Genomic DNA, 14,995 nt, shown 5'->3' with positions numbered 1-14,995 from the left:
GCTTTTCATTTGGCGAGAGGACGTGATGGGAGATTTGCTCGAAACGCTTCTGGAATGTGAAAACCGGGTCTGGCAAGCGCTCGTCGCGGGTGATGCCGCGGCCGATATCGCGGCGCTCGATCCGGGTTTTCTGGGGGTTTACCCGGACGGCTTTGCCGGGCGCGACGCACATGCGGGGCAACTTGCCAATGGTCCGACGGTTGCACGGTTCACCCTGTCGCAGGCACGGGTGCTGGAACTGGCTCCGGGCTGTGCGGTGCTGAGTTATAGCGCACGGTACCGCCGGGTCGGGCGGAAGGCGGACGAAGAGATGTATGTCAGTTCGATCTGGCGGCGGCATGGCGAGGGCGGCTGGCGCAACCTGTTCAGTCAGGACACACCCGCGGTCGGTTGAGGCGCCAGAGAAAAAGAGCCATGTGCGGGGGCACATGGCTCAAGTGAGGTAATAGAGGTCAGTATGGGACGGAACACTGGGGATGCTCCCCGACCTCAGGACGGTAACCACGGTCAGGTATGATGGCGGTGACGATTCGGGTCTGTGACTCATGTCACAAGGGATGAAAATCCGGTGCCGGGGCCACGGTTCTCAGGCCGCAGGCACGGGTCAGATCTGATCGGGATCGGCCAGCGCCCGCAGAGCATGCGGGTCGCGGATCGCAAGTGTCCCGCGCCCCACATCGATCACGCCCAACCGCTTCCAGGTGGCCAGGGTCTTGGAAATCGCCTCGCGCGTCGCGCCGACATATTCTGCCAGCTCCGCCTGTGACAGTCGCACCGTCGCCCCGCCCGCGTCGTGCTGCGGTGCCAGGTGCAGCAGCTTGCGCGCCAGCCGGGTCGGGACCGGCAGAAACACCTGTTCGTTGAGTTGTCCGCCCATCCAGCGCATGCGCTGTCCGGCCAGCCGCACCATGTCGATGGCCAGTTCGGGATGCCGGTGAAGCTCGGCCATCACGTCGGCGCTGAGCACCCTGAGCACCCGCGACGGTTCTAGCGCCGTCACCGTTGCGGTGCGCGGGCCGGGATCGAACAGCGCGATCTCGCCGAACACCGCGCCGGGGCCGACCAGATCGAGCGATAGCTTGCGCCCGTCTAGCGAGAGGATCGAGATCTCCATCGCACCCGCCAGCACGGCATAAAGCGAGTCGCCCGGATCACCCTGCTTGAAGAGCGCTGCGCCGCGCTCAAGCCCGATCTCGGTGGCCTGGGCCGCCAGCATCTGTTTCAGCCTTGGCGAGGCGTCGGCCAGAAAGCCGCTATCGGGCAGGGATATCATGGCGTCGCGGACCTTTCACGGGCTTCAGGTCAATACCCTATGCCGGGGATGAGCGACACTCAAGTGGTGCGGCGGATCAGCCCTGATCCTGATCGGGGTCGATCATATGGGCCTGCAACAGGCCGAATTGCAGCATGATGAAACCCATCAGCAGGATTGGAAAGCCAAAGGTCTCGATCTTGACCCAGAGATCGGTGGACATGTTGCGCCAGACAAGCTCGTTGGCCACCGCCAGTCCGGTGAACGCGCCGCACAGCCGCCGGGTCAGGATCATCCAGCCCTCATCGCGCATGGGCAGCACGTCGCCCAAGACATAGGCCAGGTAGGACCGACCCCGCATCAGCCCGATTCCCAGCAGGATGGCGAATACGCCATAGACCAACGTTGTCTTCATTTTAAAGAAGCGCTCGTCGTTGAACCAGGCAGTCAGCCCACCGAAGAAGATCACCATGAAGGCGGTGAAGATCTGCATCCGGCTGAGCTTGCCCGTCAGGGCCCAGAGCACCCCCATCGCCGCCAGCAGGATGGGGATGAAGACCAGCGTTGCCACTATGAATCCCGAGTATTCGGCCCCGGCGATCTCGAAGGTCTTTTCCTTGAGCCTGAGGTATATCAGGAAAAAGGCCACGGTCGGGCCCAGTTCCAGCACCTGCTTGATGATCGGGTTGATGTCCTTTTCCGCCGCCATGCCGTTCCTGTCCATTCCTTCAGCCTCCGAACTCAACTATCACCGCACCCGCTGCGATCAACCCCATCAGAGCGATCCGGCGTGGCCCAACCGTCTCTTTCAGCACCAGCCAGCCGATGAGCGCGGCAAACACGGTCGAGGTTTCGCGCAGCACCGCGGCCTCGCCCACCTTGTCGAGCCGCGTGGCCAGCATGATGGCGCCGAAGGAGAGAAAGGCGGTAATGCCCCCGGCAAAGCCGCGCAGGATCAGGGGACCGGGTACGGGGCGGTGGATCATCGACCGCCAGCGCAGCCCGGCGATGACCGGAAACACCAGCCCGTCGATGAAGAAGAACCAGGCCAGAAAGGTGAACGGATCGGCGGTGGCGCGAATGCCATAGGCGTCATAGGTGGTGTAGAGTGCCACAAAGAGGCCGGTGACCGCGGCCAGCCCCAGCGCGGGCATCAACGTCTCGCGCGCGGTGTCGAGAAAGATCATGTTATAGACGGCAAGCCCGAAGATACCCGCCAGCAGGACGCCGACGCCCAGCCATTGCAGGCCGGTGAAGGTCTCGCCAAAGAGCAGATAGGCGCCGATCACGGTAAACAGCGGCCCGGTGCCGCGCACCACCGGATAGACCACCGTATAGGCGCCCTTGGTATAGGCCATGGCCTGGAACAGCTTGTAGAAGACATGGATCAGCCAGGCGGTGGCGAAGATGGGCCACATATGCGGCTCGGGCCAGGGCACGACGAAAAAGGCGAAGGGCGCGGCCATCAGCGCATAGGCGCCGTCGATCGCACCCCGGCTGAGCCAGGGATCGTGACGGCCCTTTTGCAACGCGCCAAAGACCGCGTGCAGGAAGGCCGCCATGAGTGCGAGACCCAGCGCCAGGTCGTGACCGGCGGCGGTGCCTTCGAGCGAGACGAGCCAGGTGCTCATGATCGCGGCGGAGTGTTTCGGGGCCAGCGCCGGGGGGCTGTCTGCCCCCCGGACCCCCCGAGAGTATTTCTGGCGAAATGAAGGGGGATGGGCGTCATGCCTGGGTGTCGAGCCCGGTCAGCGCAGCGGCGAAATCCTGTGGATCGAAGGGGGCCAGATCGTCGATCTGTTCGCCCACCCCGATGGCGTGGATGGGCAGGCCGAAGCGATCGGCGAGCGAGACGAGAATGCCGCCCTTGGCGGTGCCGTCGAGCTTGGTCATCACCAGGCCCGAGACATCGGCCAGTTTCTGGAAGGTCTCGACCTGGCTGATCGCGTTCTGGCCGGTGGTGGCGTCGAGCACCAGAAGCGTGTTGTGGGGGGCGGTGTCGTCCTTCTTGCGGATGACGCGGACGATCTTGGCCAGTTCCTCCATCAGGTCGGCGCGGTTCTGCAACCGGCCCGCCGTGTCGATCAGCAGCAGGTCGGCGCCGTCCGCCTGGGCGCGGGTCATGGCGTCAAAGGCGAGCGAGGCGGGGTCGGAGCCTTCGGGCGCGGTCAGCACCGGCACACCGGCGCGGTCGCCCCAGACTTGGAGCTGTTCAACAGCCGCAGCGCGGAACGTGTCGCCTGCGGCGATCACCACCTTCTTGTCGGCGGCCTTGAACTGACTGGCGAGTTTGCCGATCGTTGTGGTCTTTCCCGAACCGTTGACGCCCACCACCAGCACCACCTGCGGGCGCTTGGGGTAAAGCGGCATCGGGCGGGCGACCGGTTCCATGATACGGGTGATTTCCTGCGCCAGCAGTTCCTTGATTTCTTGTGTCGAGAGTTTGCGCCCGATCCGCCCCTCGGCCATGTTGGCGGTGACGCGCAGGGCGGTATCGACGCCCATGTCGGCGGCGATCAGCAGCTCTTCGAGCTGCTCCAGCATGTCGTCGTCCAGCGTGCGGCGGACCACCGTCGCGGCGCCGGGGCGGGCGAAGAGGCGGCCCAGCAGGCCGCGACCCGTGCCGGTTTCCGCGGGCGGGGTCGGGTCGATGGGCTGCGGCGCCTCGGGCGGCATCGGTGCCGGGGTCGGATCGACCGGTTGGGGTTCCGGCATCTCGGGTGTGTCTGGCAGTTCCGGTACTGGCTGCGGCGCCGGGTCGGGCTCGGGGATGATCGGGTCGGGTTGGGTCGCAGTGATCGTCTCCTCGACCCCGCCATCCTCGACAATCGCGTCGAGCCCCTGTTCGATCTTCGAGGACGATTTGAACAGACGGTCCTTGAGTTTCGAGAAAAACGCCATGTCCGGCCCTCCGCTTGCGATCCTGTCTCACCTAATGCGGATTGGCGCCGGTTGCAAAGGGTCAGGTGAACGCAAGGGCGAAGCCCATCTGTGCAGCCCAGTAGAGCGGCCAGACCAGATAGGGCGTCAGGCGCAGGGCCGGGTGTCCAGAGGGCAGCAGGAATTTCTCGGTCGCGAGGATCATGTCCGAGGCGATGAAGGCGGCCGCGGCAGGTAGAACCCAGGCCAGCATGCCCGCCTGCGGCAGGGTCAGCGCCGCCATACCCATGCCGAGGATGATCGGGATATAGGCCAGCACCGGTCCCTTGAGGTCACCCGCACGGGTGCCGAGCAGGCGGGCCATCACCAGCCCCAGCACCGCGAGGCTCGCCACCAGTGGCCACTCTTCGGCAAGCCGCCCGGTCTCGCTGGTGGCATGGGTCAGGAACAGGGCGACATAGGCCAGGTGACCGGCGGCAAAGGCACCGACACCGGCCATGAAGGTGGCCTCGGTCTCGCGCGAGAGGAGCCAGTCGCCGAGCGAGCAGAGGGCCAGTGCCAGCACCAGCAGCGCAGGGCCACCCGTGACCAGCACCATCAGCGCAAGCAGCGCCACCGAGGCGGTCTTGACCGCGCTGCGCATCAGGCTGGCGGGGCGGGCGGTCAGCGCCAGATAGGTCAGGGCACAGGCGGCGGCAAGAAACAGGGATTGGGTCAAGGGTTCCTCCGGGCTGGTGCTTCAGTTGACGCGGGGTGCGCGTGGCGAGCAAGGGGATTTCCGCCAACCTGACGCGATGTTAAGCAAAGGTGACGATCGAGAGAGAGCCTGCATGTACCGCTATTTCCTTGCCAGCCTGTCGCCCTATGCGGTGCTTGGCACCGCCTGCCTGCTTGGGGGGGGCTGGGCCTGGGGCGCACTGATCTGGATGACCGTCTATGTCGCGGTGATGGACAAGCTGCCGGTGCGGCCGCTGGCAGCGACTGACTGGTCGGGTGCGCAAGCCTTGCCGGTGGTGCTGGCGAGTGCGCATTTCGCGCTCCTGGCTCTTGCCATCCCGGTGCTGGCGCATGGGCCGCTGAGCGGCGCGCAGGCTGTGGCGCTGGGGATCGCGGTGGCGCTCTGTTTCGGGCAGGTGTCGAATTCGAACGCACATGAGTTGATCCACCGGGGGGACCGCTGGCAGCACTGGCTGGGGGCGGCGATCTATATCAGCCTGCTGTTCGGGCACCATGTCTCGGCCCATATGCGGGTGCATCACCTCTGGGTGGCGACACCGCGCGATCCGAATTCGGCCCGCCTGGGGCAGGGGTTCTGGAGCTTTCTGCCCCGCGCCTGGGCAGGTTCGTTTCAGGCCGGGCTGGCGGCCGAGCGGGCGCTGAGGAAGGGCCGGGGTGCGACACCCTATCGTGCCTATCTGGCAGGAGCGGCGGCGACACTGGCGGCAGCGTGGATACTGGCAGGCGGACGTGGCGTTATGGTGCTGCTCTTGCTGGCAGCCTATGCGCAGATACAGCTGCTGCTGGCCGATTACATCCAGCACTACGGGCTTCGACGCAAGGCGTTGGCGGATGGCAAATACGCGCCCGCTGGCGCCTGCCATTCCTGGAATGCGCCGCATTGGTACAGTTCGGCGATGATGCTGAACGCGCCCCGCCATTCCGATCACCACCAGAACCCGGCTCGCGATTTCGCGGCGCTGCGGCTGGACCCCGGGATGCCGCAATGGCCCTATGCGATGCCCATCATGGCGGTTCTGGCAACGGTGCCGCCGCTTTGGCGGCGGGTTATGAATCCTCGGGTTCACGAGGTCACAGAGAACTGTGAGTAGCCCCCGGCGGCGGCTTCTGCCAAACTTGAGCGCATGATGCGATTGGCCCTGATTCTTGCGATGCTGGCACCACCGGTGCTGGCGCAGCCTGTCATGTCGGCGGAGGAGTTCGACCGCTATACGCAGGGCAAGACGCTGTTCTACGGCTTTGACGGTACCGCCTATGGTGTGGAGCGCTATCTTTCCGGGCGCAGGGTGATCTGGTCCTTTCTCGACGGTGATTGCAAGGAAGGCATCTGGTACGAGGCGGCGGGACAGATCTGTTTCGTTTACGAGGACAGGTCCGACCCGCAATGCTGGGTGTTTCGCGATACCGGCGGTGGGCTGGTGGCGCAGTTCGAGGGCGATCCGACCCAGACCGAACTCTACGAGGCCGACGAGATCGGCGAAGAGATGCTCTGTTACGGGCCGGATGTCGGGGTCTGAGGCCGGGCAGGGGGCGCTGCCCCCATCGCCTGCGGCGATTCCCCCGGAGTATTTTGGGCGAAATGAAGCGGTTCAGTTAACGCGGAGCTCGTCGTAAGAGACCATCACATGCTGGCGGAAGGCCGGACGCGCGCCGAGGCGTTGATAGTAGAGTTGCAGATGCGGCAACGATGTGCGGGCGATGTCGATCTCGTAATAGCGATAGAGGATATGCCCCAGCTGAATATCGGCCAGGGTAAAGGCGTCTCCGGCAATATGTGTGTGGCGCGAAAGCTGGGTGTCGGCGACGGCGAGCTTTATCTCGAGTTCACGCACGGCACGGCTGATCGCGTCGAAATCGCGGTCTTTGGGAGCGGTGCGGACCACGCGCCAGAAGACGGGGGTGGTAAAGGCCAGGGCCACGTTCAGCTTGGCCCATTCCGCCCATTGATCGACGCGCGCCCGGCGGATGGGGTCGGCGGGCCAGAAGCTGTCCTTGCCATAGCGGGCGGCGAGATAGCGCAGGATTGCACCGGTTTCCCAGATCGGCGGGTTGGTGCCGTCCTTGAGCACGGGGATGGTGCGGTTGGGATTGAGGCGGGCGAACTCGGGCGTGTCGAGTCCGCCGTAGCGATGCCCGGCGTCATGGCGGATATGGGGCAGGTTGAGTTCACCCACGCACCACATCAGCGCCTGCACGTTCGAGGATGTCTTGCGCCCCCAGATCGTCAGCATCAGAACAGCGAGCCCTGCTCGGGCGGTTTCTGTTTCGGTTTGCTGGCGGGTTTTACCGGAGCGGCGCCGGTGTCGAGCGTGCCATCGGCGAATTCGATCTGAAGCGCGGCGGCCTTGGCGGCCTGCGCGCGGGTGGTCAGCAGCGCGCCCGCGTCGTCGCGCACGACGGCGTACCCGCGCGCCAGCGTTGCCTTGTAGCTTAGCTGGATGCGCAGCCGGTCCGTGGCCTCCAGTTGCTGGCGCAGGCGGTCGACTCGGCTGGTGTGGGCGTTTTGCAGGCGGTCAGAGAGACGGGTGAGCTGTTCGCCTTGTGCGGTGATCTCGCGCTCCAGTGCGCGCGGCGACAGGCGCGAGCCGAGATGGGCGAGGCGGTCGCGGCGGGCATTGACCAGCGCGCGCAAGCTGGCGGGGCGCAGGGGAGCCGAGAGTTCGGCCAACCGCAGCCGACGCCGCTGCACCCCTTGGGTGAGAGCGGCGGGCAGGCGTTCGGCGGCGCGGTCGAGCCGCTGACGCGGCGTCTCCAGCAGGCTGTCGGGCCGGGGCAGCGCGCGCGACAGGTCGCGCAGGCGCTGAGCGCGGCGCTGCACCGCATCCGAGGCCGCGCGCGACAGGCGGGCGCCCTGTTCGCCGGTCCAGGCGAGCAGTTCGAGGCGGACGGGGACGGCCATCTCGGCCGCTGCTGTGGGGGTCGGTGCGCGCCGGTCCGAGACAAAGTCGATCAGCGTGGTGTCGGTCTCGTGCCCCACGGCCGAGATCAGTGGGATCTGGCTGGCCGCCGCCGCGCGGGCGACGATTTCCTCGTTGAAGCCCCACAGATCCTCGATCGAGCCGCCACCACGTGCCACGATCAGCAGATCGGGCCGGGGCAGCGCGCCACCGGGTGAGAGCCGGTTGAACCCTTCGATCGCGCGGGTCACCTCTGGGGCGCAATTGGCGCCCTGCACGGCCACCGGCCAGATCAGCACCTTACGCGGGAACCGGTCGCGCAGGCGGTGCAGAATATCGCGGATCACCGCCCCCTGCGGCGAGGTGATCACCCCGATGACCTGCGGCAGATAGGGCAGCGGCCGCTTGCGTTCGGGCGCGAACAGCCCCTCGGCCTCGAGCTGTTTCTTGCGTTTTTCCAGCAGCGCCATCAGCGCGCCCTGACCGGCGACCGCCACCTCGTCGACGTTCAGGTTGTATTTCGACTGGGCGCCAAAGGCGGTCAGGCGGCCGGTCACGACGACCTCCAACCCCTCTTCGGGCACCACCGACAGGCTGGCGACCTGACCCTTCCAGGTGGTGCAGGCCAGCACGTTTCGGTCGTCCTTGATGTCGTAATAAAGGTGTCCCGACCGGGCCTTGAAAACGCGCCCGACCTCGCCGCGCACCCGGATGCGGCCAAAGCTGCCCTCGAGCGTGCGCTTCACCTCGCCCGAGATCTCGGTGACGGTGAATTCGGGCATGTTCTGGCCCGGTTGGGGGTCGTCGAGGAGGTCCATGTCCGTGTCCTGATTTGCCTGCCGGATCAGACTAGACGGGTCGGCGAAGAAGGCCAAGCTGGTCGCGCAACGCGCGTGTCTTCACCGTTTGATCCGGCCACGATGACAACTGTGGCCGCTTTGGAGCGGAGCCGCCGGTCCGAGAAGGGAATGAACCCAGTCGCCGGGCGTTTTTAGGGCTTTCAATGGCACAGCGGTCAAAGTTAACATTGGGGTCTGTTCATTTCTTGGCTGGCAACGAAGGGCTACGGGTGGCGCGTCGGCTAGCAGCAATCTTTGCCGCCGACATGGTCGGCTATTCGCGGTTAATGGCGGCCGACGAAGCTGGGACAATTAAGCGCCTGAAGGCCTTACGCAGGGATATTCTCGATCCGGAAATCGCCCGGGCGGGAGGCGAGATCGTCAAGCTGACCGGTGACGGGCTTCTGGCGCTGTTCGGCAGTACTGTGAATGCGGTTGAGGCGGCGGTAGCTATACAGCGGTCGATTGACCGCACCGAGACCGATGGGCCGGACCAACGCGTCCCATACCGCATCGGCATACATGTCGGGGATGTCGTGATCGACGATGGCGAGATCTATGGCGACGGCGTGAACATAGCCTCGCGCCTCGAAGCCCGTGCCGAGGCCGGCGGGATCGTCGTTTCAGAGGATGTCTGCCGCCAGGTCCGAGGCAAGGCCGCGGTTTCGTTCGTCGATTTGGGCGCGCTCAGGTTGAAGAACATTCCCGACCCGGTGCACGCGTTTGCAATCGAATTTGGCGGTGCTGAGACCCACTCAACGGTCCCCGCGAGCGTATTGGTGCCGCAAAAACCATCGATCGCGGTGCTGGCATTCCAGAACATGTCTGCCGACCCGGAACAGGAATATTTCTGCGACGGGGTCAGCGAGGATATCATCACCGCGCTGTCGCGGTTCCCCGAACTGTTCGTGATCGCCCGCAATTCATCTTTCTCTTACAAGGGCAGGCCGGTCATGCATGGCGAAATAGCCCGAGACCTTGGTGTGCGTTACATGCTCGAGGGCAGCCTGAGACGCGCGGCAAAGCGTGTTCGTATCACAGCCCAACTGATCGATTGCGAAACCGGCGCTCATGTCTGGGCAGAGCGGTACGACCGCGATATCGAAGACGTTTTCGAGTTGCAGGACGAGATCACCAGCCGCGTGGTTGGCGCAATAGCGCCGCAGATCACCAAGGCCGAGTTGGAGCGCGCGAGGCGCGTGCGCGAGATTGACATAAGCTCCTACGATTTGGCGCTTAAGGCACAGGCGGTGTTTCAGGATGGTGCTTTTGCGGACGCTGAGGGCCATGAAAAGGTGCTTGAGATTGCGGAGAAGGCGCTGGAACTTGATCCGAGCAATACAGATGCTCTGTGGATCCGGGCCTTTGTCTTCAAGCTCCGGTATCTCTACCAGTTCGGAGACGCACCCGAGGTGTCTCTGGCGCATGCAGAGGCCGCAGCGGATCGGCTGTTTCAGACCGACCGAACCGACCCGAGAGCGTTGACGTTGCGGGGTATGGTCCGTCATTTCCGGCAGGACTATGACGCGGCCACCGCCGATTTCGGACGCGCCTTTGATCTGAACCCGAACTTTGCGTTGAACCTTTTCTTCATGGCCTGGCACGAGTCGCTGGTAGGGCGAACCGAAGACGCGAGGGAGCACGCACTGCTGGCGCTGCGGCTGTCGCCGAGGGATGCCGATGTCTGGGTCGGAGACGCCTATCTGGCGCTTGCTCAGGCCAGTTTTGCCGAAGGTGATTTCGACGAAGTCCTGAATTGGGGCGAACGGGCGATCGAGATGACGCCACGTGCCCCGATCCGGCGGGCTTTGATGATTGCTGCGGCGACCCATCTCGGCCGACCAGAGCAGGCGCGGCCTCATGCCAAGGCACTGGCTGACTTTGCGCCTGCTTTCCTGGGCAGTTTGGTGTCGGACCGACTGAGGCTCTATCGCCTGGCCGAACACAACGCGCTTCTGGTGGATGGACTGAGGAAATCAGGGCTGTGTTCCTAGCCGGGCCGTTTTTTCCTGTCCAGGCGCAGGGTGTGAAGGTGACGCTCTTGCAGGGGGCGGTTCCGGGGGGTAGACCGCGCCCGACGGCAATGCGTGGAGATCCCGATGAACATCCTCATTCTCGGCAGCGGCGGGCGCGAACATGCGCTGGCCTGGGCGGTGATGCAGAACCCCAAATGCGACAAGCTGATCGTGGCGCCGGGTAATGCGGGGATCGCGCAGATCGCGGAATGTGCCGAGCTGGACATCATGGATGGCGGGCTTGTGGCGACATTTGCCGAGGAGAACGCCATCGACTTTGTCATCATCGGCCCCGAGGCACCTTTGGCCGCAGGGGTGGCCGAGCGGCTACGCGAGGCGGGGTTTTTGGTTTTTGGTCCCTCGGCGGCGGCGGCGCGGCTGGAGGCCTCTAAGAGCTTCACCAAGGAGATCTGCGATGCCGCCGGTGCTCCCACCGCAGGCTATGCGCGGTTTACCGAGGCCGAACCGGCCAAGGCCTATATCCGGGCGCAAGGGGCGCCTATCGTGATCAAGGCCGACGGTCTGGCCGCCGGCAAGGGTGTGATCGTGGCGATGGACGAGGCGACCGCGCTGGCGGCCATCGACGACATGCTGGGAGGTGCCTTTGGCGATGCGGGCGCCGAGGTGGTGATCGAGGAATTCATGGAAGGTGAAGAAGCCTCGCTTTTCGTGCTGGTGGATGGCGAGGAAGTGCTGTCGATCGGCACCGCGCAGGACCACAAGCGGGTGGGCGAGGGCGATACCGGCCTCAATACCGGCGGCATGGGCGCTTATTCCCCGGCGCCGGTGCTGAGTGCCGAGGTCGAGGCGCGCGCGATGGACGAGATCGTGCGCCCCACCATGGCCGAGATGGCGCGGCGGGGCATGCCGTTTCAGGGCGTGCTCTATGCCGGGCTGATGATCAAGGACGGCGCGCCGCGTCTGGTGGAATACAATGTCCGCTTCGGCGACCCGGAATGCCAGGTGCTGATGCTGCGGCTGGGCGCGCAGGCGATGGACCTGATGCATGCCACCGCCGAGGGCCGTCTGGGCGAGGCGCGGGTGAACTGGGCCGACGATCATGCGATCACCGTTGTAATGGCGGCCAACGGTTATCCTGGTTCCTACGAGAAAGGCAGCGAGATCAGGGGCCTGGATGCGCTTCCCGAAGATAGTCGCAACATGGTGTTCCATGCGGGCACCGCGGAACGCGAGGGCGCGATCGTCGCGACCGGCGGCCGGGTGTTGAATGTCACGGCGCGGGGCGACAGCCTGCAAGAGGCGCGTGACCGGGCCTATGCCATGGTCGAGGCGATCGACTGGCCGGGCGGATTCTATCGCCGCGATATCGGCTGGCGTGCACTCTGACCGGGCAAGGGGGCGCTGCCCCCGCCTACAAAATTCGTCGAATTTTGTCGGCCCCCCGGAGTATTTGACGCGAAATGAAGGGGGAGCGGTGCGGCCCGGAGAGAGGTTTTCATTCACCTTGGTCGCACGATATGATCGGGACAGGGAGGAACGGCATGCCGGGACCGGTCGACAAGGATCTGTTGGACAACGCCTATGCCACGCGCGAATTGCGCGGGCTGGCCTTTGACTGGGTGCCGGTCGGGATCGTGGTGACCGAAGCGCGGGTGATCCGCGAGGTCAATCACCGCTTCTGTTCCATGTTCGGCTATGCGCGCGAGGAGTTGCTGGATCGACTGTTCGTATTCCTCTACCCCTCGGACGAGGAGTTTCAGAACATCCTGCATCGCGGCGACAAGGATCTGGGCGAGGGCAATCTCTATTGGGACGAGCGGGTGATGCGGCGTCGCGATGGCGAGCTGTTCTGGTGCCGAGTGCGCGGCCAGACCTTCACCCCCGAGGAACCGCTGGCGCGTGCGGTCTGGACCTTTGCAGACCTCTCCGAGATCCGCCGCTATCAGCCTTTGAGTCGGCGCGAGCGCGAGGTCTATTCGCTGTTGGGCGAGGGAAAGACCAGCAAGGAGATCGCGCGCGAGCTGGACCTAAGCTATCGCACGGTCGAGGTTCACCGGGCGCGGCTCTTGAAGAAGTTCGGGGTCAGCAATACCGCCGCCCTGTTCCAGTCGCTGGGCGATATTGGCGGCGAACATGTGGTGCCGTCTGCCGGGTGAGGGGTGGTTAGAGGGGCTTACAGGCGAGCTCGGCAGCAATCGCGTTAGTTGAAAAGCGGCCAATCGCCCGGCTTTGCCAGTCCTCGTCATGGCGCAGGGCGATGATCTGGCGCCAGTCGGCGCTGGCCAGCACGATTTCGGGGCCACTGCCGCAGTCGCGCAGGCCACCGGAAATGTATTCCTCGCCGATGCGGTGATTGGTCAGGCCGGGCAGGGCGGCGATCTCGGTCAGGGTACCGTCGCGGTAGCGCCAGATGCGAAGGACCTTGGCCAGGTGCGGGCGGTCGACATAGGCGATTTCCATGAACCCGTCACCGTCCAGATCAGCAGCGCCCAGAACCGCCAGCCAGCGGTTTCGGGTGCCGATGGGGGGTGTCGCGGCCAAGAGGCGGGCGCGGCGGTCATAGACCTCGAGCCTTGCGCCATCGGTGACGGTGCTGCGCACCGCGATCACCTCGGGCAGGCCGTCGCCATCCAGATCGGCCAGATGCGGCGCGATATCCTCGAACACCGCCCCGGCGGGCAGGGTGGCCTCTGCCGGGCAGGTGATCCGGGGGTCGCCCGGACGAAAGACATGGATGGTCAGCGCCTTGGCATCCCTGAGCCTGCCCAATACGCCATGGCCGTATTCGTCGGTTTCAACCGCATAGGCGGCATGCAACCGAAGCTGAGCGTCACGCGCCGCCCAGTCCTCGTGCCGGCCCGAAGCGGTACGGTTGTCAAAGGCCGTCTCGGCCCCGCGCCCCGGCAGACCCCGTTCGGGATAGCGCGCCTCGCAGGTCCAGGCGCTGGCTGGGGCCAGCCACAGGCACGCCATCAGAGCCGCGCCGCGGGACAAAGAGTGCAAGAGGCGCAACGTTCGACGCGGCGCCTTGTCAGGGGTGCGTGCGACGCCAGCGGAAAAAATGGTCTCCGCAAGCGCTGGCAGCACCCCCGGCATCAGATCTGCTTTTCGGGCATCTGCACGACAAGGCCATCCAGCGCATCGGTGACCTTCAACTGGCAGGTCAGGCGCGAGCGGGCCGGATCGGGCTCGTAGGCGAAATCGAGCATGTCTTCTTCCATGTCGTCCTTGGCGGGCAGCTTCTCGACCCAGTCGGGATGGATATAGACATGGCAGGTGGAACAGGCGCAGGCGCCGCCGCAATCGGCCTCGATGCCCGGGATGTTGTTGTCGCGGGCACCTTCCATCACGGTCAGGCCGTTGGCGACCTCGACCGTGTGCTGGGTGCCGTTATGCTCGATATAGGTGATCTTTGCCATGGCTCGGATGTTCCTTTGTGACGTTGCGCTGACTCCAATAGCCAAGCCATTTAGGTCTGGCCAGCCCGTTTTGCCAGCCGGTGCGCTGTCAGCCGCTTTTGCGGCGTCCCAACCCCCGGTCCTCGAGGCTTTGCGCGGGGGGCAAGATGGAGTAAGGTGCGGCAAAAGCCCCAGAGGCCCGAGCATGACGTCACGAACCGCCCTTTTCTGTGCGCTGGCCTTTCTTGGCCTGAGCGCATGCAACGCCGGCCTGCCGGACGTGGATGCGCTCCGCGAGCCGGAAGTGTCGCGCTTTACCGCCGAAGCGCCACCGGGGGCTGCGCCTGGCACCTGCTGGGGCAAACAGGTGACACCCGCGATCATCGAAACGGTGACCCATCAGGTGATGTTGCAACCGGCCGAAGTGCAGAGCGATGGCAGCGTGCTGCGGCCCGCCGTGTACAAGACCGAGACCCGGCAAGAGATCGTGCGAGAGCGCAAGGAAACCTGGTTCGAAACACTTTGCGCCGAGGAAATGACTCCGGAATTCATAGCCTCGTTGCAAAGGGCGCTGGCGGTGCGCGGCCTCTATCGTGGCGCACCAAGTGGTGAGATGGATGCCCGGACCCGCGCCGCGGTGCGCCGCTATCAGAAACCGCAGGGGTTGGACAGCGGTATCCTCTCGCGCGCGGCAGCGCGCGAACTGGGATTGGTGGCGGTCGAGCGTGCCTAGGCGGAGCCGGTTTTCGTAAGAAAACCGGCTCGGAAAACGGCCCGTTTTCCGTCTCGGAATTCTTGCAGAATTCCGCCCGCCGTTTCGAGGCGCGAGATCGATGACTGCTTCGCGATCCGATGCGCGCGGGCTTGACGCAACTGCTTCACGGGTCTAAAGCCCCGTGTCAGGAACCACGTGGCGATTTGTTACCGGATTGCGGGCCACGCTAAACATCACCGCTAAAAGGTCAGGATGAAAGACCCCCTTTCGCTTGACCCGCGATTGGGGTTTTTCTTTGCC

General features: G+C 64.9%; 16 protein-coding genes and 1 riboswitch. Of the genes, 7 read left to right on the top strand and 9 right to left on the bottom strand.

Annotated elements, in window-relative coordinates; all coding sequences use genetic code 11:
- Positions 1 to 25: 25 nt before the first annotated feature.
- A complete protein-coding gene (locus AC2FL1_RS01570; RefSeq protein ID WP_496875771.1) occupies positions 26 to 394 on the top strand; it encodes a DUF4440 domain-containing protein in 369 nt (122 codons plus the stop codon).
- A gap of 210 nt (positions 395 to 604) precedes the next feature.
- On the opposite strand, the gene AC2FL1_RS01565 is transcribed toward AC2FL1_RS01570, so the two are convergent.
- From AC2FL1_RS01565 to AC2FL1_RS01545, 5 genes are all read right to left on the bottom strand, one after another.
- A complete protein-coding gene (locus AC2FL1_RS01565) occupies positions 605 to 1,273 on the bottom strand; it encodes a Crp/Fnr family transcriptional regulator (RefSeq protein ID WP_496827962.1) in 669 nt (222 codons plus the stop codon).
- A 76-nt stretch (positions 1,274 to 1,349) separates the two neighbouring features.
- A complete protein-coding gene (locus AC2FL1_RS01560) occupies positions 1,350 to 1,961 on the bottom strand; it encodes an inner membrane-spanning protein YciB (RefSeq protein WP_496828111.1) in 612 nt (203 codons plus the stop codon).
- A gap of 19 nt (positions 1,962 to 1,980) precedes the next feature.
- Entirely contained in the window at positions 1,981 to 2,883 is a 903-nt protein-coding gene (locus tag AC2FL1_RS01555; RefSeq protein WP_496875770.1) for an EamA family transporter, read from the bottom strand.
- Between the two features lie 94 nt (positions 2,884 to 2,977).
- Positions 2,978 to 4,153: a signal recognition particle-docking protein FtsY gene (ftsY, locus tag AC2FL1_RS01550; protein ID WP_496827966.1), complete on the bottom strand. Its 1,176-nt coding sequence runs from the start codon at positions 4,151 to 4,153 to the stop codon at positions 2,978 to 2,980.
- 61 nt (positions 4,154 to 4,214) lie between these two features.
- Positions 4,215 to 4,850, bottom strand: coding sequence for a lysoplasmalogenase (locus tag AC2FL1_RS01545; RefSeq protein ID WP_496875769.1), 636 nt, complete (start codon positions 4,848 to 4,850; stop codon positions 4,215 to 4,217).
- A 112-nt stretch (positions 4,851 to 4,962) separates the two neighbouring features.
- On the opposite strand from AC2FL1_RS01545, the gene AC2FL1_RS01540 reads away from it, so the two are divergent.
- Together AC2FL1_RS01540 and AC2FL1_RS01535 are read left to right on the top strand one after the other, a co-directional pair.
- Entirely contained in the window at positions 4,963 to 5,961 is a 999-nt protein-coding gene (locus AC2FL1_RS01540; protein ID WP_496827970.1) for an alkane 1-monooxygenase, read from the top strand.
- Positions 5,962 to 5,997: 36 nt separating this feature from the next.
- A complete protein-coding gene (locus tag AC2FL1_RS01535; protein ID WP_439653282.1) occupies positions 5,998 to 6,387 on the top strand; it encodes a hypothetical protein in 390 nt (129 codons plus the stop codon).
- Positions 6,388 to 6,459: 72 nt separating this feature from the next.
- Here AC2FL1_RS01535 and AC2FL1_RS01530 read toward each other — a convergent pair whose 3' ends face one another.
- Together AC2FL1_RS01530 and xseA are read right to left on the bottom strand one after the other, a co-directional pair.
- Positions 6,460 to 7,101, bottom strand: coding sequence for a glutathione S-transferase family protein (locus tag AC2FL1_RS01530; RefSeq protein ID WP_496827972.1), 642 nt, complete (start codon positions 7,099 to 7,101; stop codon positions 6,460 to 6,462).
- The gene (gene xseA / locus AC2FL1_RS01525) at positions 7,101 to 8,585 is read right to left on the bottom strand and encodes an exodeoxyribonuclease VII large subunit (protein WP_496827974.1); all 1,485 of its coding nucleotides are present in this window, start codon (positions 8,583 to 8,585) and stop codon (positions 7,101 to 7,103) included. Before xseA ends, AC2FL1_RS01530 begins: the two co-directional genes overlap by 1 nt.
- A gap of 185 nt (positions 8,586 to 8,770) precedes the next feature.
- On the opposite strand from xseA, the gene AC2FL1_RS01520 reads away from it, so the two are divergent.
- From AC2FL1_RS01520 to AC2FL1_RS01510, 3 genes are all read left to right on the top strand, one after another.
- On the top strand, positions 8,771 to 10,600 hold the full coding sequence (locus tag AC2FL1_RS01520; RefSeq protein WP_496875768.1) for an adenylate/guanylate cyclase domain-containing protein: 1,830 nt from the start codon (positions 8,771 to 8,773) through the stop codon (positions 10,598 to 10,600).
- A 105-nt stretch (positions 10,601 to 10,705) separates the two neighbouring features.
- Positions 10,706 to 11,968: a phosphoribosylamine--glycine ligase gene (gene purD, locus AC2FL1_RS01515; RefSeq protein WP_496875767.1), complete on the top strand. Its 1,263-nt coding sequence runs from the start codon at positions 10,706 to 10,708 to the stop codon at positions 11,966 to 11,968.
- A 155-nt stretch (positions 11,969 to 12,123) separates the two neighbouring features.
- On the top strand, positions 12,124 to 12,738 hold the full coding sequence (locus tag AC2FL1_RS01510) for a LuxR C-terminal-related transcriptional regulator (protein ID WP_234137822.1): 615 nt from the start codon (positions 12,124 to 12,126) through the stop codon (positions 12,736 to 12,738).
- 7 nt (positions 12,739 to 12,745) lie between these two features.
- Here AC2FL1_RS01510 and AC2FL1_RS01505 read toward each other — a convergent pair whose 3' ends face one another.
- Together AC2FL1_RS01505 and AC2FL1_RS01500 are read right to left on the bottom strand one after the other, a co-directional pair.
- Positions 12,746 to 13,555, bottom strand: coding sequence for an FG-GAP repeat domain-containing protein (locus AC2FL1_RS01505; protein WP_496875766.1), 810 nt, complete (start codon positions 13,553 to 13,555; stop codon positions 12,746 to 12,748).
- Positions 13,556 to 13,677: 122 nt separating this feature from the next.
- Positions 13,678 to 14,001 carry a 2Fe-2S iron-sulfur cluster-binding protein gene (locus AC2FL1_RS01500; protein WP_011047086.1) on the bottom strand — a complete coding sequence of 108 codons (324 nt, stop codon included), beginning with the start codon at positions 13,999 to 14,001 and terminating at the stop codon, positions 13,678 to 13,680.
- A 184-nt stretch (positions 14,002 to 14,185) separates the two neighbouring features.
- Between AC2FL1_RS01500 and AC2FL1_RS01495 the strand changes: the two genes are divergently transcribed.
- Positions 14,186 to 14,713, top strand: coding sequence for a peptidoglycan-binding domain-containing protein (locus AC2FL1_RS01495; RefSeq protein WP_234144847.1), 528 nt, complete (start codon positions 14,186 to 14,188; stop codon positions 14,711 to 14,713).
- A 167-nt stretch (positions 14,714 to 14,880) separates the two neighbouring features.
- A riboswitch (SAM riboswitch) is annotated at positions 14,881 to 14,958 on the top strand.
- Positions 14,959 to 14,995 lie beyond the last annotated feature (37 nt).

Source organism: Ruegeria sp. YKSF070 (genome assembly GCF_059612725.1).
This window is presented reverse-complemented; position numbering and strand designations above follow the sequence as displayed.